At 52.4% G+C, this 17404-nt stretch carries 15 protein-coding genes and 1 pseudogene; 10 read left to right on the forward strand and 6 right to left on the reverse strand.

What is annotated here, in order from left to right:
- Positions 1-468 precede the first annotated feature (468 nt).
- Together FH603_RS26080 and FH603_RS26085 are read right to left on the reverse strand one after the other, a co-directional pair.
- On the reverse strand, positions 469-1458 hold the full coding sequence (locus FH603_RS26080; RefSeq protein ID WP_186741878.1) for a glycosyltransferase family 2 protein: 990 nt from the start codon (positions 1456-1458) through the stop codon (positions 469-471).
- A 144-nt stretch (positions 1459-1602) separates the two neighbouring features.
- Positions 1603-3060, reverse strand: a complete 1458-nt coding sequence (locus tag FH603_RS26085; RefSeq protein WP_186741905.1) for a circularly permuted type 2 ATP-grasp protein — start codon at positions 3058-3060, stop codon at positions 1603-1605.
- Positions 3061-3287: 227 nt separating this feature from the next.
- Here FH603_RS26085 and FH603_RS26090 point away from each other — a divergent pair, with 227 nt between their 5' ends.
- Positions 3288-3896 (forward strand): outer membrane beta-barrel protein, encoded by a 609-nt coding sequence (locus FH603_RS26090; protein WP_186741880.1) that lies wholly within the window; start codon positions 3288-3290, stop codon positions 3894-3896.
- A gap of 113 nt (positions 3897-4009) precedes the next feature.
- Here FH603_RS26090 and FH603_RS26095 read toward each other — a convergent pair whose 3' ends face one another.
- Together FH603_RS26095 and FH603_RS26100 are read right to left on the reverse strand one after the other, a co-directional pair.
- The gene (locus FH603_RS26095; RefSeq protein ID WP_186741882.1) at positions 4010-4996 is read right to left on the reverse strand and encodes an aldo/keto reductase; all 987 of its coding nucleotides are present in this window, start codon (positions 4994-4996) and stop codon (positions 4010-4012) included.
- A 66-nt stretch (positions 4997-5062) separates the two neighbouring features.
- Positions 5063-6130, reverse strand: a complete 1068-nt coding sequence (locus FH603_RS26100) for an Ldh family oxidoreductase (protein WP_186741884.1) — start codon at positions 6128-6130, stop codon at positions 5063-5065.
- Positions 6131-6286: 156 nt separating this feature from the next.
- Between FH603_RS26100 and FH603_RS26105 the strand changes: the two genes are divergently transcribed.
- The gene (locus FH603_RS26105) at positions 6287-6862 is read left to right on the forward strand and encodes a hypothetical protein (protein ID WP_186741886.1); all 576 of its coding nucleotides are present in this window, start codon (positions 6287-6289) and stop codon (positions 6860-6862) included.
- A 71-nt stretch (positions 6863-6933) separates the two neighbouring features.
- Here the strand turns inward: FH603_RS26105 and FH603_RS26110 are convergent, their stop codons facing one another.
- Together FH603_RS26110 and FH603_RS26115 are read right to left on the reverse strand one after the other, a co-directional pair.
- Positions 6934-7380, reverse strand: a complete 447-nt coding sequence (locus tag FH603_RS26110; RefSeq protein WP_186741888.1) for a hypothetical protein — start codon at positions 7378-7380, stop codon at positions 6934-6936.
- A 311-nt stretch (positions 7381-7691) separates the two neighbouring features.
- Entirely contained in the window at positions 7692-8825 is a 1134-nt protein-coding gene (locus FH603_RS26115) for an NAD(P)/FAD-dependent oxidoreductase (protein WP_317171335.1), read from the reverse strand.
- A gap of 58 nt (positions 8826-8883) precedes the next feature.
- On the opposite strand from FH603_RS26115, the gene FH603_RS26120 reads away from it, so the two are divergent.
- From FH603_RS26120 to FH603_RS26155, 8 genes and pseudogenes are all read left to right on the forward strand, one after another.
- Complete coding sequence (locus tag FH603_RS26120; RefSeq protein WP_186741890.1) at positions 8884-10869, forward strand: hypothetical protein; 1986 nt, start codon at positions 8884-8886, stop codon at positions 10867-10869.
- A 59-nt stretch (positions 10870-10928) separates the two neighbouring features.
- Positions 10929-11951: an SPASM domain-containing protein gene (locus tag FH603_RS26125; RefSeq protein WP_186741893.1), complete on the forward strand. Its 1023-nt coding sequence runs from the start codon at positions 10929-10931 to the stop codon at positions 11949-11951.
- 181 nt (positions 11952-12132) lie between these two features.
- The gene (locus FH603_RS26130; protein WP_186741895.1) at positions 12133-12915 is read left to right on the forward strand and encodes a ParA family protein; all 783 of its coding nucleotides are present in this window, start codon (positions 12133-12135) and stop codon (positions 12913-12915) included.
- Between the two features lie 50 nt (positions 12916-12965).
- Positions 12966-13886 (forward strand): ParB/RepB/Spo0J family partition protein, encoded by a 921-nt coding sequence (locus FH603_RS26135; protein WP_186741897.1) that lies wholly within the window; start codon positions 12966-12968, stop codon positions 13884-13886.
- A gap of 68 nt (positions 13887-13954) precedes the next feature.
- A complete protein-coding gene (locus FH603_RS26140; RefSeq protein ID WP_186741899.1) occupies positions 13955-14713 on the forward strand; it encodes a DUF5683 domain-containing protein in 759 nt (252 codons plus the stop codon).
- 12 nt (positions 14714-14725) lie between these two features.
- On the forward strand, positions 14726-15469 hold the full coding sequence (gene dapB, locus FH603_RS26145) for a 4-hydroxy-tetrahydrodipicolinate reductase (protein ID WP_186741901.1): 744 nt from the start codon (positions 14726-14728) through the stop codon (positions 15467-15469).
- A 78-nt stretch (positions 15470-15547) separates the two neighbouring features.
- On the forward strand, positions 15548-16720 hold the full coding sequence (lepB, locus tag FH603_RS26150) for a signal peptidase I (protein WP_186741903.1): 1173 nt from the start codon (positions 15548-15550) through the stop codon (positions 16718-16720).
- Positions 16721-16891: 171 nt separating this feature from the next.
- Positions 16892-17404 (forward strand): annotated as a pseudogene (locus tag FH603_RS26155) (gliding motility-associated C-terminal domain-containing protein); the annotation flags it as partial.

The raw sequence follows: 17404 nt of genomic DNA on the forward strand, positions 1-17404 counted from the left end.
CCCATTGGTCGTTAGCCTGGCCGGAATGCCATAGGGAAGCCCGCTCTGTTTTCTTTTTGGGTAAGCTACTTAAATCTGGGATTCTTACCACACCACAAACCTAAAGGCCGGTGCCGTGTCTTTGGCGATGTCGATGCCAATAAAGTAGCAAAAGTCCATGAGGCTATTTAGTTTTGGATGAGTAGCCAACAACTTGCTTACACTCGAACCCTTTCGTGGGCCTGAGAACCCTAATTTCTATCCGAGTCTGGGCAATGTAAACAGAGTGGGGACTGAATCGCTGCATAGGTCTAACTCCTCGGCGGACCGATAGTGTACCCCACTCTGGTTGACTACTGGCAAGCTACCAAATCTTGATTTCTTACCAGCCTACAAACCTAAAGGGCGGACCGGCGAAAGCAAAACTCGCGCGTTAGCCACTTACCGACTTACCGACTTATAGACTTACCGACTCTCCGACTGCCTTCACTACCTTACTTTATAAAATCCTGGTCGGTTGAAGAGCGTTGGCCAGAAGAACGAGCAGAAAATACCGACCTGATGGGCAAAAGCCCGCTGATTTTCCAGATCGGCCCCTAATGGACGACGATCACGCAGGTTAACTGCTAGCTTCCAAACGAACACAATGGGCACCATAAGCAGGTAATGAAGCATAAGAATCAGGTAAGCCCCCACGCCGTACTGTTTTCGAACCCATAGCAGTTGAGAAACCTGTATCTGCGGTTTAAACCGGTTGATATGGGTTACCACATGTTGCTGGTTATCGCTACTGCTCCCGTATTCCAGATGCACGAAACTGGCATCCTGCAACAGAATAAGCTTACCCTGCTGCCCCAGCCGGTAGCCCCATTCCACATCTTCACCGTACATGAAAAATCGCTCGTCCAGCTCACCCGCTTTGGCAATGGTTGAGACACGTGTCATCAGAAAAGCACCCGATAACCAGTCGACCTGATTTGGATCTTCGTACTGCGCATCGGGAATCAGTTTTTTCAGGGCGTTCTGCGTAGCGTCGCCAGCGGGTAGAATGTAAAATGCCCGGCGCATCTGCCCAAACGTCGTGTACAAATTAGGGCGAAGCTGGCGATCGCGACTCAATTGGCGGGCCCCCACAGCCGCTACCCCGGGCTGCGCATCCAGCAGACGTACACAGCGGGTCAACAGGTTATCGATGAGTAACGTATCAGAATTGAGTAAAAGAACCGTACGGCTTTTCGACTGTCGGATGCCAAAATTGTTGGCCCGGGCAAAGCCGGAATTATACCCCATGTCGAACCAGCGGACGGCAGGATACGCTTCTTCAAGGATCAGGCGACTATTATCTTCCGACTGGTTGTCGACTACAATCACCTCAAACGTAATTCCATCTGTATAGCGGTACACCGACTCAAGGCAATTCAGAATGAGTTGGGGCGTCTTGTAGTTGACAATGATAATCGAAAGATCCGGAACAGACATCCGGCAAAGATAGGAAATTAAGGGAGGAAGGAGGGAAAGGAGGAGGGGGAGGAAGGAGGAAAGGGATTGCTTTCGCCAGCATGCGTCAGCTCCCTTTCCTCCCTCCTCCCCCTCCTCCTTTCCTCCTTTAATACCTTTCCTCCTTTAATACAACACCCACGTATCCTTGCCGCCCCCACCCTGCGATGAGTTGACAACAAGCGAACCTTTCCGCAGGGCTACCCGCGTGAGGCCACCGGGGATAACATTGACCCCATCGCCGTAGAGAATATAGGGCCGCAAATCGACGTGCCGCCCTTCGGCATGGTCGCCTACAATGCAGGGCACCCGGGAAAGCGATATTGTCGGCTGGGCGATGTAGTTACGTGGATTTTCCAGAATCTTTTTGCGGAACAGATCATGCTCCTCGGCTGTAGCTTTAGGGCCGATGAGCATACCATACCCCCCTGCTTCGTTAGCCTCTTTGACTACCAGCTGCGCAATATTTTCCAGCACATAGCGGCAATCCTCTTCCTCCCGGCAGATATAGGTTTTGACATTGGGAATAATGGCCTCCTCGCCGAGGTAATACTGGATAATACGGGGTACATAAGCATAAATTACTTTATCGTCGGCGACACCGGTGCCGGGCGCATTGGCCAGCGCTACCCTTCCTTTCTTATAGACCTCAAAAATGCCGGGAATGCCAATCATCGAATCCGGATTGAACGCCTGTGGATCGAGGAACGTATCATCGATCCGCCGGTAGATTACGTCAACGATCTGAAAACCTTTCGTCGTCCGCATCTTTACATACCCACCCGACACGACCAGATCACGAGCCTCGACCAGTTCGACACCCATTTGCTGCGCCAGATACGAATGTTCGAAATAGGCTGAATTATAAATGCCGGGCGTTAGGACGACAACCGTAGGATTGGGCCGGTCGGCAATATGCTGAAGCATCTGAAGCAACCGCATGGGGTAGTCCGATACGGGCCGTACGCCCGTTTGAGCCAGTACTTCGGGGAATGTCTGCTTGGTAAGCTCCCGGTTTTCGAGCATATACGACACCCCGGACGGACAGCGCAGGTTATCTTCCAGAACCATGAACTGCCCATCTTCACCCCGAATCAGGTCGGTTCCGGTAATGTGGCACCAGATACCCTTCGATGGGTGAAGTCCCATGCAAACCGGCAGAAATGATTTACTCGATTCAATTAGATCACGCGGCACGACGCCATCGTTCAGGATACGCTGTTCGTTATAAACATCGTCGATGAACATATTGATGGCCTTGATCCGCTGAATAAGGCCTTCTTCGAGCCGGTCCCATTCAGCCGATTCAATTACGCGCGGGATAATGTCGATGGGCATGATCCGCTCGGTCCCCTCACCTTCTGAGTACACGTTGAAGGTGATACCCATACTCATCAGGGCACGTTCGGCGGCATGTTGCCGACCAATGAAGTCCTCACAGGTAAGCTGCTCAACCCGCTGACGAAATGGCGCGTAACCCGCCCGCACCTGCGAATCGGTGGCAAACATCTCATCGAAGAAGTTCTCAGTCTGGTAATTGGTAAAAGAAAAGTTCGCTGAACTCTGGCCTTGAGACTGAGCCATTCCATTAAGCTTTTGCGACTGAGATTGTGTGGCGGATTTTCGTTTCATGGAACAATATATTGTGAATCGGGTAAAAGACCAAACATAACATCAAGCGACCGCCTATTATACAAATCGAACAGCGGAAAAGCCAAAATTTGATCTATTGTTATTTTTTACTGAATAGTTACAACTATCCGGGTGCTTTTTGTACTCTTGCGTTTATTCTGTAAACACAGTTAACCATTATGAAAACAACAGTATGTACTATTTTGCTGGTGCTGACAGGTTTATCAGTAGCTATAGCGCAAACGGAGAAAGGCCGTTGGACAGTAGGAGCGGCTGTTGGAAATTTATCCTATCAAGATCAATACGCGTACAAAACCTTCTCGGCAAACTTAACCCCCGCTGCCGGTTATTTCCTGGCAACTGGTTTAGTCATTGGAACGGGTATACCGTTGAGTTTCGAGAGACAAAAGGGAAATGGCTTTGCAACTAAATACACGGCCACAGAAACTGGTTTATCCCCATTTGTACGGTACTACATGGGATCGGCAGCCCTGAAACCGTACGTTGGTGTTGCGTATAGTTATACTCGTCTTGACCGGCATTACAACCTATCTAACACAGTCATATCAGGCAAAGGCCACTCAAGCGCTATTGCACCAACGGTTGGGATTGCTTATTTCATAAACCGGAATGTTGCCCTGAACGCTGGATTGAACTACAACATCGAAACAAATGAAATACCTTTCCTATCGTTCGCAGACTCATCGGCACCGGCTATTTTCGCACAGCGGTCCAAAGACAAATCGTTCTCTCTGAACATAGGGTTCCAACTGTTTTTTGGAAAGTAGTACATAACCAGTCGAAGGCAATTCACGCGGTTTTCTTGCCCCTGCATTCGCTGAAAGGGACCTTGCTTGTATGTAAACAAGGTCTCTTTCAGCGAATCAAGTTACTACACCTTCTACCATAGATAATGCACCGGGTTCCTGATCCGCTCGTCATAGATGGATTTCACGGCGGCCATTTGCTCGGGCGAGGGAGCCGGCCGTTGAGCCGCCTGCAAATTGGACAGCAGGTGTTCAGGTTTTGACGCGCCGGGAATGATGCAGCTAACCGCGTCGAACGTGAGAATCCAGCGCAGCGCATCGGGGGCCAGATTTGTATCGTCTGGAAAAGCAGTCCGTAGTGCATCGACGGCAGCCAGACCCGTTTCGTAATCGACGCCCGAAAAAGTTTCCCCTTTATCGAAACCCGCGCCGTCCCGGTTGAAGTTACGGTGATCCTCTTTGGAAAACGTTGTATTCCGGTCAAACTTGCCCGTTAACAGGCCACTAGCCAGTGGCACCCGCACGATAACACCCACCTGGCGCCGTTTTGCTTCGTTGAAAAACAGTTCGGCAGGCCGTTGCCGGAACATGTTGAAAATGATTTGCACAGTGGTCACATTCGGGTACTCGATGGCTTTCAGCCCCTCTTCCACTTTCTCGACGCTAACCCCCAAATGCTGGATTTTACCTTCGTCTTTCAGGCGGTCGAACAGCTCAAAAATTTCAGGTCGATAGTACACCTCCGTAGGCGGGCAGTGTAACTGAATGAGATCGAGGGTTTCGAGACCCATATTGCGCAGGCTATCGTCGACGAACTGACGAAGTACCTTAGGCTGATAGGCTTCACTGGTATGCGGCTGCAAACGTCGACCACATTTGGTGGCAACAACAATTCGTTCGGAGCGCGACCGCACAAGCCGCCCCACCGCTTTTGCGCTTTCACCATCGCCATAGACGTCGGCGGTGTCGATGAAATTGATCCCTGCATCGACGGCCGCATTCAGAATTCGGTCGGCATTATCGTGATCAAAAGGTTCGCCCCATTTGCCGCCCACCTGCCAGGTGCCAAGGCTGATTTCAGAGATATCAAAACCGGTTTTTCCGAGTGTTCGGTATTGCATGAAAGGTAAGTTGTTAAGGATTTATAGTTTAGTCATATGCGGGCAACCGATTTTGTGTCAGGAGGTTTACAAGATCACTCCAAACCGCTCGCCCAGCTCGTGCAGGCTCTTTAACACCGGTTCCACCAGCGGTATTCCGGTAGCAAGCCGCTCCGCTTCCATCATCCGTTCAGGATCGCCGGGAATCAACACCTGCTTGCCCTCCACCGCTTTCGCCTGCCGGAACCGCTGAATCCAGGTATCCATGTGGGTCTTGAACTCATTGGCAGGCCGGAACGCGTCGATACGCATGGCACCAAAAAAATGACCGGTCCCCTGACCAACACCCTCATTGGCCTGCATAAATCCGGCAGTAGCAAAAGGCGGCACCCAGGGTCCATAATTGGCACCCGATAATACGCCCGAAAAAATGTCGACAATAGCCCCTAGCCCATACCCTTTGTGGGAACCATGCTCACGGTCGGTACCGAGGGGCAGTAACGCGCCACCGTTTCGGATGGCGTTTGCATCAGTCGTCGGCTGGCCATCGGCATCCTGCGCCCAGCCTTCGGGAATTGACTGCCCTTTTCGCTGTAGAATTTCGAGTTTACCGTAAGCTACCGCGGTGGACGCAAAGTCGGCCAGAAAAGTAGGCTCGGTTGCAGCCGGAATGGCCACCGCGATGGGGTTGGTACCTAAAAGTTTATCCAGCGAGAACGTAGGTGCTACCAGCGGAGCAGCATGGGTCATCGCCTGGCCAATCATGTCGTGGTCGGCCGCCAGCAACGCGTGGTACCCGGCAATACCGAAATGGTTGGAGTTACGAACAGCAACCCAGCCGGTTCCGGCCACGCGTGCCTTTTCGATGGCAACCTGCATGGCCCACGGCCCAACAATAAGCCCCAGCCCCCGATCACCGTCGACTACGGCGGTAGAAGGCGTTTCATGAACAACGCGGATAGCGGGTTGGGGATTGATACGGCCATTATCATATAGCCGCACATAACCCGGCAGACGGGCCACACCATGCGAATCAACACCCCGTAAGTCGGCGCTAATGAGTACGTCGGCGGCAAGACGGGCATCGACTTCAGAGCAGCCAATGGCTATAAATATTTGTTCGGTAAACGTTCGGAGTTGGGGAGCGGTGATCATAGACGCAAAAATAGATTCAATTCACCAGCCCACGAATAAATTCATGGGTCAGCCCGTATTCGTATGGTCAACAAAACCAGTTTGTGGTTTATAGAAACAAAGCAGGCGGTTTCCGGCTTATTTTAGCCAGGACATTTTGCATTTTATCCCTACCGTATGAACCTCCGCTTTTTTTTACTCCTGACATTGTCCTCTCTGGCGTCTGTAACCTACGCTCAGCCCCGCGACACGCTAACGACCGAGCAGTTGTTGCAGCGACGTGGTACGGCTTACGCAGCCCTGCTGCGCCCTTCGCGCTACCTGGCCCTCGACGTTAACCATACGATTGGGGGGTTCCACCGATACCGTTTTTTCGAGGGCGACGAAATTCACTTCAAAGCCAGGGGCGAGAAACACCGGGAACAACTGTACGACGTCACCGACAGCACATTCAGTGTACTGATGGCGAACGAAGTAATGAACCGTGACGAACCCGTAACCTTTCGATTTTCGGAGATTCAGCGGTTTTACCTGCACCGCCGGATTCCCTTTGTGACGGCTGCCGGATCACTTTTCCCGATTGCCGGAGGTGTTTACCTGATTGCAGACGTGGTCAATCAGCGGGGATTTTATACGAACACAATACCGGTTGTGGGCGCTCTGGTAGTGAGTGGTGCTATCTTCCACCTCATTAGTAATCCACGGGTAAGGCTCAACAAAAACCACCGGTTAAAGGTACTGCGAACGTATTGATTGGGCTGGTTGGTGGTTGATCTTTGCCAAAGTTCCAAACTTTGGCAAAGATCAACCACCAACCAGCCCAATTAATCAAACGTAAACTCCCGTATCGACTCCAAATCATACGCATCCGTATGCGCCCGGCAGTAGGCGTCGACTCCACCAAACCAATCCAATACAAACGTTCGGTCCAGCCGCGTAGACTTGCTGATGTCGATATGGCTTTGGTAGGAAGAATGTGGGTACTCCCGGAAGTCCGTCACTACGCTATGTAGCTGCGGATTGGCATGTACGTAAAACAGCAGCGTTGATAAATAGGACTCCGTTCCGACAAGCTTGCGTTTGAATGGGCGCTCCAACAGAGCGCCTGTACGCAGACACGTTTTATTATAGGCTTGTGTATAACTACTAAATAATTTACCAAACTGCTTACTCACCAATCGATCGGTCGAATGGATACCTACTCCATGCGCTCCATCACCAACAGGTATTGTTCCTTTCACCCGGATAAGCAGGTGAAAATGGTTACTCATTAAACAGTATGCATACGTATCTACGAAGTCCCCGAGATAAACGGAATACCGTTTTAGAAAGTAACGGTAATTACCCGGTGAGCTAAAGATTTTGGATCCATTTATACCTCGATTGTAAATGTGGTAAACACATTCAGGCTCAAGGGCTATCTCATGTTGTTGCATGCATCATAGACGAACAAGCTTTGCCGAAGTTTCGAAACTTTGGCAAAGCTTGTTCGTCTATGATGCATTTTGATGGTTGGTGGTTGATGGTTGGTGGTTGAGCTTTGCCAAAGTTCCAAACTTTGGCAAAGCTCAACCACCAACCATCAAACCTTGATCACGTCGCCGTGCGTTTGCCGCATGACCGTGCGCAAGGCTGGTTTGAACGTTCCAAAGGCCCAGGCCCCTGCTTCGGTGAGCCACGGTTTACCAAACAACCGCTGCACCGTTCGCCCTACCCATAACCGCCGGGCAAACCGCTGTGACCAGCCGCGCTGATAGTCCCGCTCCAGCTCGGCGCGGGTAAGTCGGCCCAGCAGAAAGGCATTGGCCAGCTCGCTGCCAAACTCGGCCCCATGAATAGCCATAGCCATACCATTGCCGCACAGTGGCGTAATGAGTCCCGCCGAATCGCCCGCCATCAGGATGTGATTCTCTACGGCCCGTTTGGGCGCAAAGGAGATTTCGTTGATGACTTCAGGTTTGTCGTACAGATGCTGAGCGGACCTGAAAACCGAACGTAAATGTGGATTACGATGAAGAATGGCTTCTTCCATGTCGGGGATGTTGCCATACTTACGCAGATTTTCGCGCGTGGTCAGGTAGCACACGCAGTATTTACCATCTTCGATAGCTGACATGCCGCAGTAACCATCCGAAAAATTATGCAGGGCAATAACATCGTCCGGCAGGTCGACTCTCACATGGTATTTGACCCCCACGTAAGGAGATGGCTGTTGCATAAACGCCCGGTTGAGTGCCTTATCCAGCTTCGACCGTTTGCCAAATGTACCAAGTACCAGACGGCTGGTCAGGCAGCTGCCATCATTGACGGTACAGGTAAATCCATCGCCCTCAGCGGTTACGGCATCGACTTGTTTACCCAGCAAAAACTCTACGCCCGCCCCCAAACCAAGTTGGTACAGTTCGTAGTCGAGTACATACCGGCTGATACCAAACCCGCCCAGATCCAGGCTGCTTTCGAGCAGACGCCCCGAGGGTGCCGACACCTGAAACCGGCGAATATCGGTTGCACCCAAAGCGGTCAGATCGATACCCAGTGACTCGATATAGGGCTTGACCTCGTTGGAAACGTATTCTCCACACACTTTATGAAATGGGTACAGCTTACGCTCGACCAGGGTAACCGAACGACCCGCCCGCGCCAGTTCCAGCGCACTTACCAACCCGGCAAGTCCCCCGCCGATTATAATGACATCCTGCATAGCGTATAAACCCATAAAGCGACCAAGGTTCTAAAGGTTGGCAAAGTTTAGGACAGTCGTGTACATTTGCTTTATGCCGATAACCTTAACAGCCCTGCAAGCCAACTGGCAGCAAAACCACTTACGATACACAGATGCCTATCAATCAGGGCGTTCGTCGTTCATTCATGGCTTATTGCCCCAAACGGCAGTGCAGTTCGGCGTATATCAAACCCTGGAAATTCTTCATAAGCGACTCGGCAGTGAAACCATCCGCCGGGCACTGGACCCGAACGAAACCATCGACAGTCCCGTCAAAGGCCAGCCCGACGGATCATGGATGAAGCAGAGTAATATGGTAGGAATCAATGTGCGTACCATTGGTTCGTTCTGGAATGTGATCAACTACGCGCTCACCCTGCCTGCCAGCCACGACTCCATTCACCTCCTGCCCATCTGGGAACCAGGCGTTGTGGGTAGCCTGTATGGCATGGTAAGCTGGCAGATAAATCCCGAATTTTTTGATACGAACCTGGCGCAGTTCGTGCCCGGCCTGGACACGGTAGAAAAACAGCTGAAGGTAGTTGTCAACCTGCTCCATTCCCTGGGCCGCACGGTCGGGATGGACGTTATTCCCCATACCGACCGCTTCTCCGAAATGGTGCTCACCTCCCCGTCTTTATTCGAGTGGGTACGTCGGGACGGCCCCACCATTATCGACCATACCAGTGTCGTTTACCGCTACGTTGAAGAAGCTATCTGGCAGTTCCTGAAATACCATGGCGCGGCCGATGGCACCCCGTTAACGTTTGGCAAAGACGTTTTCTTCTCAGCTGGCCAGCCTGCCGGTGAAGGTGCTCACCTCCTCCTGACCGACGACCAGCGTCACCAGATCCTGTTCGGGCCTGCCCGCGATTTCGGTGGCCGGCTCCGGCGCCGGGTTAACCTGATCCGGCATCTGACGGCCCAGGGGCTGGAAACGCTCCCCATGACCATGGCTCCACCCTACCGGGCGCTGCATATCGACCCCAACGATTTCGTGACCGATGAATATGGCCAGATCTGGTATCAATACGCATTCGACAAACCACAGGCCATGTCGCGCGTGTTTGGTCCGCTGGCCCGGTACCGGTTCTTTGAATCGAAAGACAATAACCAGCAGTGGGAGCTGGATTTCGACCGACCCAACTACCCCGCCTGGCAGTATATCGCACAGAAAGTGTACGCGTGCCAGCGGACGTACAACTTCGATTTTATGCGGGGCGACATGGCCCATGTGCAGATGCGGCCCGAAGGTGTCCCGCCCATGATCGGCCATTATTACGATCCGCTGCGGTTTATCAAGCGCTACGTTCAGGGTAACGGCGTCACCCACTTCGCCTTCTTCGCCGAAACGTTCCTTGCCCCACCCGATACCATGGGCTACGGCGATGAGGACGACCACCTCGATGCGATCGAAGCGGATTCGACCCTCGGCGACCTCCAGTCGATGGTTGTCGGGTCTGATGCGTTCAGGCGCCAGTTTGCCCGTTACGACCAGCTGCGCCGGACGCGCCGGTTTGCGCCAAACTTTACGGTGATGACCGCCGACAAGGACGATCCACGCTTCGATGAGTTCTACCGCACGGGTAACCTCTTCCGCTATTTCACTGCCCTGTTCCTGACCGACATGCCCAGCTATGTGGGCCTTGGCTTTGACATACGGAACCTGCACGAAACACGCGGAGCGAACGAAGAGTACACCAAACTATATGTGTTCGATATTGGCGACGACCGGCAGCCCGACAAGGTAACCCACGGTCCGTTCGTATGGGGCCAGAACGCCGAACAGTTTGCGGCCATTGGCCGGATGCGCGAAGTTGCCGAAAGTATCTGGCCTGAGATTATCGGGCAGGAAACACGATGGCTGGTGGGCCCCGACACGGCCGGTTACAACTACATCGTCTGGGCCCATACCGAGCCAACGGGTTACGTATTTGCGGCTGGTATGACGGGCAAATTACCCGAAACGATTGCCGGTATGGACGAGGGCGAGGTTGTTTTTGACGAAACAGGGTGCCGCATATATAAGCTGCCATGAGCTACAGGACCGAACGCGCCTGACGCAGCGGGCATCAGATTGTAACGTACCTTTACCAGATGAATCGCAACCTACTCGACGGCCTTAACTTCGCTTCCAAACTGACTCCCAAACGCGTTGCCAATGCGCTGAAAGTAGTGTACAGTTATTATGAGTCCCGGCGGACGGGGAAGCCCATGCAGCGGGGACTGCCAATGTCGGTATCGTTTGAGCCGACTACTTCCTGCAACCTGCGCTGCCCCGAATGTCCCAGCGGCCTGCGCTCGTTCACCCGCCCAACGGGTATGCTGGGGGAGGAACTGTACAAGCGCACCATCGATGAACTGCACGAAACGCTGCTGTACCTGATTTTTTATTTTCAGGGCGAACCCTACCTTCATCCCCAGTTTCTGGATCTGGTTCGCTACGCTACGGAGCGCAATATCTATACCGCCACCAGCACCAACGCCCACTACCTCACCGATGCCAACGCCCGCAAAACGGTGGAATCGGGGCTGGACCGGCTTATCATCTCCATCGATGGCACCACCCAGGAAACCTACCAGCAGTACCGTGTGGGCGGTAAGCTCGAAAAGGTACTGGAGGGTACGAAGAACATCCTGCGCTGGAAGAAAGAACTGAAATCACGGACACCGCATGTGGTGTTCCAGTTTCTGGTTGTAAAACCCAACCAGCATCAGATCGATGAGGTCCGCCAGCTGGCCCGCGACCTGGGCGTCGATGAGGTGGGGTTGAAAACGGCTCAGATTTACGACTACGAACACGGGAACGACCTGATCCCGACGCTGGATCAATACAGCCGCTACACTCCTCAGACCGACGGCACCTACCAGATCAAGAACGGCTTCGGCGACCATTGCTGGAAAATGTGGCACTCCTGTGTCATTACCTGGGACGGTCTGGTGGTGCCCTGCTGTTTCGACAAGGACGCCCACCATCGCATGGGTGACCTGCAGACCCAGTCTTTCGCCAATTTGTGGCATGGTCCCGCCTACCACGAATTCCGGCAGACACTCCTCCGCTCCCGCTCCGAAATAGAAATGTGCAAGAACTGCACCGAAGGCACGAAGGTGTGGGCCTAAGGGAGTTGCGAATGAGTTTACAATGAGTGAATGAATGATTGAGTGACTAGCTGACGCAAAACCTATTCACTCAATCATTCATTTGCTCAATCACTCATTCGGATTTGTGGAACATTGCGTGAAACATTCTTTGGATTCGTGGAAACTATCCGGCATCTTTGGGACTGCAACGCACAGACCCATGGGTAAAGTCATTGCTATCGCCAACCAAAAGGGGGGCGTCGGTAAAACTACGACAACAATCAATTTGGCCGCCAGCCTGGCCGCCCTCGAATTTCAAACGCTTATCGTTGATGCTGACCCACAGGCCAACTCAACGTCGGGCTTAGGCTATAATCCTAAAGAGATCGAGAACAGCATTTATGAATGCATGGTCGAGGGAGTCAATCCCCGCGACGCCATCATTCAAACGGACTTCCCGAACCTGAATTTACTTCCCTCTCACATCGACCTCGTTGGGGCCGAAATTGAGATGATCAATCTTCAGAATCGGGAAGACAAGATGAAAACCGCGCTCGACAGCATCCGCGACGAGTACGATTTCATCATCATCGACTGCTCACCGTCGCTGGGCCTGATTACGATCAACAGCCTTACGGCCGCTGATTCGGTAATTATTCCGGTACAGTGCGAGTACTTCGCTCTTGAAGGGTTGGGAAAGCTCCTCAATACCATCAAAATCATCCAGTCACGGCTGAATACACACCTCGCTATCGAAGGCATCCTGCTGACGATGTATGACCTGCGTGTACGGCTATCGAACCAGGTGGTGGGAGAAGTAACAAGCCATTTCCAGCAGATGGTGTTTAGCACGATCATTCCACGCAACATTCGGTTAAGCGAATCGCCCAGTTTTGGTGTACCTGCCCTCGCGCAGGATGCAGACAGCAAAGGAGCTGTCAGCTACCTGAACCTGGCCCGTGAGATCCTGATCAAAAATGGCCTGATGCCTCAGGAAGTGTAAATCAAGCATGTATGATGGGTGATACATCATATATCTCACCTACTTGTCTTATGGACAACGCGAACACCAAAGCACCAAATAAGAAGATGATTGGATTGGGCCGTGGTTTGGGTGCCTTGCTGCATGACAGCGACGCGGTGAACCGGCAAACGAAAACGTCCCCCTTCGAGGCAATCAGCACGATGACCGAAATTGGGCTGTCGTTGATCGAAACCAACCCGTTTCAGCCCCGGACCCGCTTCGACGAAGAAGCCCTTCAGGAACTGGCCGACTCTATCCGGACGCAGGGTATCATCCAGCCCATTACGGTTCGGCAGCTGGGGAAAGAACGGTATCAGCTCATTGCGGGTGAACGACGTTTGCAGGCATCTAAAATTGCCGGACTGACGCATATTCCTGCTTATGTTCGCACCGCTAATGACCAGCAGATGCTGGAAATGGCGTTGATTGAAAACATACAGCGCGAAAATCTCAATTCTATAGAAATTGCCCTCAGCTACCAGCGGCTCATCACCGAGTGCAGTCTGAAGCAGGAAGAATTGGGCGAACGCGTTGGCAAAAACCGCACAACGGTCAACAACTACATCCGGCTGCTGAAACTCCCTCCCGTTATTCAGGCCTCGTTGCGCGACAATAAGATTTCGATGGGCCATGCCCGTGCCATCATCAATATCGACAATCCTGATCAGCAAATCCGGCTCTTCAACCGGGCTGTAGACGAAGAATGGTCGGTCCGTAAGGTAGAAGAGGCCGTGCGCAATCTATCCGATGATGTCGACGAAGCTACTTCCTCCCGGCGTGTGACGCTGCCCAAACAGGAAATGCGTAGCCTTCAATTCAAGCTCTCCTCGATGTTTGGCACTAAAGTTTCGATCAAGGCCGACGAAAAGCACAAGGGCGAAATCAAAATTCCGTTTACTTCTCAGGAAGAGCTGACCAAAATCCTGGAAGTGCTGAACTCGCAGGCGTAACCGTGTTAAAGTTTCTTAAACGGACAGGCAGGCGGACGGTATGGGAAAGTGGTAAGCGTTATGGAAGTATGAAACAACGCTCGACTGTTTTCAGGATCATTTTTCTGATAACTGTGCCTATCTGGTCTTCCTTCGCCCAAAAGCCAGCCATTGTGCCAGCGCCCACGCCAGCGGCTGTCGATTCAACGCGACAACCCCGACCGGGGGGCTCTGCGCTCGACACGATTCCGTCGTCCGTTCGGCGAAATGGTATTAGGGTCGGCACGGGCACTGATGCAGCCGACCGTTCACTCACTCTGGAGAACGACACCGTTCAGGTCACACCGAAACAGGAAGCGATGATCCGGAAAATCATTCCCCGGAAAGCTACCCTCCGGTCGTTGATGTTCCCCGGTCTGGGGCAGGCCTACAACCGGCAGTATTACAAGATGCCGTTTGTCTACGCTGGTTACGGGGCTTTGGGCTATTACTTCACGCGGTACCGCCGACTGGCGCTGGAAGCTGAAAATGGCTACCGCCGGCTGCTCTACGGAGACAGGAACGGCACAGCTACCAACACCCCAGTTACGGAAGTTGTCATTAATGAAAGCGTGTTTCGCTCACCAACCCAGGCGAAGGCCGCGTATGATTTTTACCGCCGATACCGGGACCTGAACATTATCCTGTCGGTGGTGCTATACGCCGTAAGCGCCGTAGAAGCCAACGTGGCTGCCCACCTGAAAACGTTCGACCTGTCGGATGACATTTCAATGCGCGTCGAGCCAACCGTTTTGCCCATGCCAGGAACAGGCTTCGTGCCGGGCGTTCGGATGGCACTGACGTTTTAAACCAAAAAAGACATGAACATTCTACTCCTCGGCTACGGCAAAATGGGTAAGACCATTGAGAAAACCGCACTCGAACGGGGGCACCATATTGCAGGCCGTATCACAATCGATAACGTTGCCGATCTGGATCAGCTTCAGACCGCCGATGTCGACGTGGTAATCGAGTTCAGTTCGCCAGAATCGGCTGTGGCTAATTTGACCTACTGCTTCGAGCGGGGTTGGCCAGTGGTTTGCGGTACAACGGGCTGGCTCAATCACCGGGCCGATCTGGAAGACCTCTGCCGGGAAAAGAACGGAGCCTTTTTTTATGCCTCGAACTACAGCATCGGCGTCAACCTGTTTTTCAAGCTGAACAAAACACTCGCTCAGTTCATGCGCAATTATCCGTCTTACCAGGTGTCGATGACGGAGATTCACCATACCGAAAAGAAAGATGCCCCCAGTGGTACGGCTATCACGCTGGCCGAGGGGGTGATGCAACACCTGCCTGCTAAACGCCGGTGGGTAGTAAACGAGCCGGGGAACGAGCCTTTAGTGGTAGCGCAGGATGCCATCGAAATTGAGTCACTGCGGGAAGGGGTAGTACCTGGTACTCATACCGTTCGCTACGACTCGGCGGTAGACCGGATCGAGATTTCGCATGTAGCCCATAGCCGGGAAGGATTTGCGCTGGGTGCCGTTATTGCTGCCGAGTGGATAGCGGGCCGGGAGGGCATCTTTGGCATGAACGACTTATTAAATTTTAACGATGAATGAGAAAGGATGAACGATATTTGTAGCTGATACCTGCTTTATCATCCATCGTTTTATCATTTGTCATTTATCATTGTTGACGTGACTGAAGTAAAAACCCAAGCCGACCGAAAAGCGGCCAAAGCCCATAAGTCGCCCATTCGCGAATGGTTCGATTCTGTTTTATTCGCGGTTGTAGCGGCTACGCTCATTCGCTGGCTGTTTATGGAAGCATTCACGATTCCAACGCCATCGATGGAAAACAGCCTGATGGTAGGTGACTTCCTGTTCGTCAGTAAATTGCATTACGGCACCCGAACACCCCAAACACCTTTGCAGGTACCGCTGACACACCAGAAGATATGGGGAACAAATATTCCGTCCTACAGCACCGCCATTCAGTTGCCATCGTACCGCCTGCCCGGCTTCACGCATGTTACGAATGGTGACGTCGTTGTTTTCAATGTACCGCCCAAGTACCTGAACGAAAATATCGATTACCCTACCGACCTCAAGACCAATTACATCAAACGCTGCATTGGCATTCCGGGCGATGTGCTGGAAGTACGGCAGCGGGCCGTCTTTATCAACGGCAAACCCTTTCCAACCCCGCCCCGATCGGAGCAGAAGTACTTCATTAAAACTACCGAAGTGCTAGACGCCAACTTCTTTCGCAAATTCGATATCGTCAACGATTACCGCGACCCAAGCCAGCCAACCGAGAACTGGAAACCACTGGAGCAATACAACGACTCGACAAAATCGGCGGCTATGGTTGGCTATAGTGTTAACACCACCGAAGATGTTATTGCCAAATTCAAAGAGTTTGATTGGGTGAAAGGCATTGAGCCTATGTCGGATAAAGCGGGCGAAACGGGTGCGGGCATCTATGGCACGCCAACCTTCAACTGGAATCACGATAACTTCGGGCCGATCACGGTTCCAAAGAAAGGAGCAACCATCCAGATCGACGCCAAATCCATTGCGCTCTACGGCCCTGTCATCGAGTTGTACGAGAAAAACGAGGCTGTGGCAGTATCACCGACCAGCATTACCATCGGTGGCAAAGCTATCACTTCCTACACGTTCAAGCAGGATTATTACTTCATGATGGGCGACAACCGCGACAACTCCCTCGATTCGCGTTTCTGGGGTTTCGTACCCGAAGATCACATTGTAGGTAAAGCCGTTTTCGTCTGGATGTCGCTCGATCCAAACCCGGCAAACGTCTGGAACAAGATCCGCTGGAATCGGTTATTCAGAATTATCGATTAACAAGCGTAAGCCTGGATAAGCCGATCAGTTAAATCGTAGGAATACGGTTGGCTGATCGGCTTTTTAACATATATACATACCGATGCGACCTGTCTTAAATCAACACTGATCGACAGAAAATACAATACTGTTTTGAGACAGAAATCGTTGTACTACAAATACGTTAATTCTATGCGGCTTATTTACTCGATCACACTGCTCGGTGTCTTTGTAGGGGCGGTACTGTGGCCTACGCTGAGCCAGGCTACCCACGTGCGGGCGGGCGAAATCACCACCCGGCGCACCTCCGCAACATCCCTCACCTACGAAATTACCCTGACCGCTTACTACGATGAAATAGGGGGGCGGGATGCTGCCGCAGCTGGTGCTAATTCATACGTCATCTGCTTTGGTGATGGTACATCAGAATCCGTTACACGACTGCCTAAACGACTCATCAACGGGGGTACTTCCTCGATCAACACTTACGTTACCAACCATACCTACCCCGGACCCGGTGCCTACACCATTTCTGTAGCTATTTCAAATCGAAACGATAATACCAAGAATCTACAGTCGGGTGCTTCGTCGACCATCCAGTTCTTCGTCTCCACGACCATCTTCATCAACCCCGCCCTGGGACTCAACTCCACCCCACGGCTCCTCAACCCACCCCTCGACTCGGGACGCGTCGGCCAGCGATTC

Origin of the sequence: Spirosoma utsteinense, assembly GCF_014282275.1 — a bacterium.
GTDB lineage: Bacteria > Bacteroidota > Bacteroidia > Cytophagales > Spirosomataceae > Spirosoma > Spirosoma utsteinense.

Excerpts from the sequence above, each read along its gene's own strand:
- FH603_RS26100 (WP_186741884.1), bottom strand. The coding sequence starts at position 6,130 with ATGATCACCGCTCCCCAACTCCGAACGTTTACCGAACAAATATTTATA.
- FH603_RS26115 (WP_317171335.1), bottom strand. The coding sequence starts at position 8,825 with ATGGGTTTATACGCTATGCAGGATGTCATTATAATCGGCGGGGGACTT.
- FH603_RS26080 (WP_186741878.1), bottom strand. The coding sequence starts at position 1,458 with ATGTCTGTTCCGGATCTTTCGATTATCATTGTCAACTACAAGACGCCC.
- FH603_RS26125 (WP_186741893.1), top strand. The coding sequence starts at position 10,929 with ATGAATCGCAACCTACTCGACGGCCTTAACTTCGCTTCCAAACTGACT.
- dapB (WP_186741901.1), top strand. The coding sequence starts at position 14,726 with ATGAACATTCTACTCCTCGGCTACGGCAAAATGGGTAAGACCATTGAG.
- FH603_RS26090 (WP_186741880.1), top strand. The coding sequence starts at position 3,288 with ATGAAAACAACAGTATGTACTATTTTGCTGGTGCTGACAGGTTTATCA.
- FH603_RS26140 (WP_186741899.1), top strand. The coding sequence starts at position 13,955 with ATGAAACAACGCTCGACTGTTTTCAGGATCATTTTTCTGATAACTGTG.
- FH603_RS26095 (WP_186741882.1), bottom strand. The coding sequence starts at position 4,996 with ATGCAATACCGAACACTCGGAAAAACCGGTTTTGATATCTCTGAAATC.
- FH603_RS26130 (WP_186741895.1), top strand. The coding sequence starts at position 12,133 with ATGGGTAAAGTCATTGCTATCGCCAACCAAAAGGGGGGCGTCGGTAAA.
- FH603_RS26085 (WP_186741905.1), bottom strand. The coding sequence starts at position 3,060 with ATGGCTCAGTCTCAAGGCCAGAGTTCAGCGAACTTTTCTTTTACCAAT.
- FH603_RS26135 (WP_186741897.1), top strand. The coding sequence starts at position 12,966 with ATGGACAACGCGAACACCAAAGCACCAAATAAGAAGATGATTGGATTG.
- FH603_RS26120 (WP_186741890.1), top strand. The coding sequence starts at position 8,884 with ATGCCGATAACCTTAACAGCCCTGCAAGCCAACTGGCAGCAAAACCAC.
- FH603_RS26105 (WP_186741886.1), top strand. The coding sequence starts at position 6,287 with ATGAACCTCCGCTTTTTTTTACTCCTGACATTGTCCTCTCTGGCGTCT.
- FH603_RS26110 (WP_186741888.1), bottom strand. The coding sequence starts at position 7,380 with ATGAGTAACCATTTTCACCTGCTTATCCGGGTGAAAGGAACAATACCT.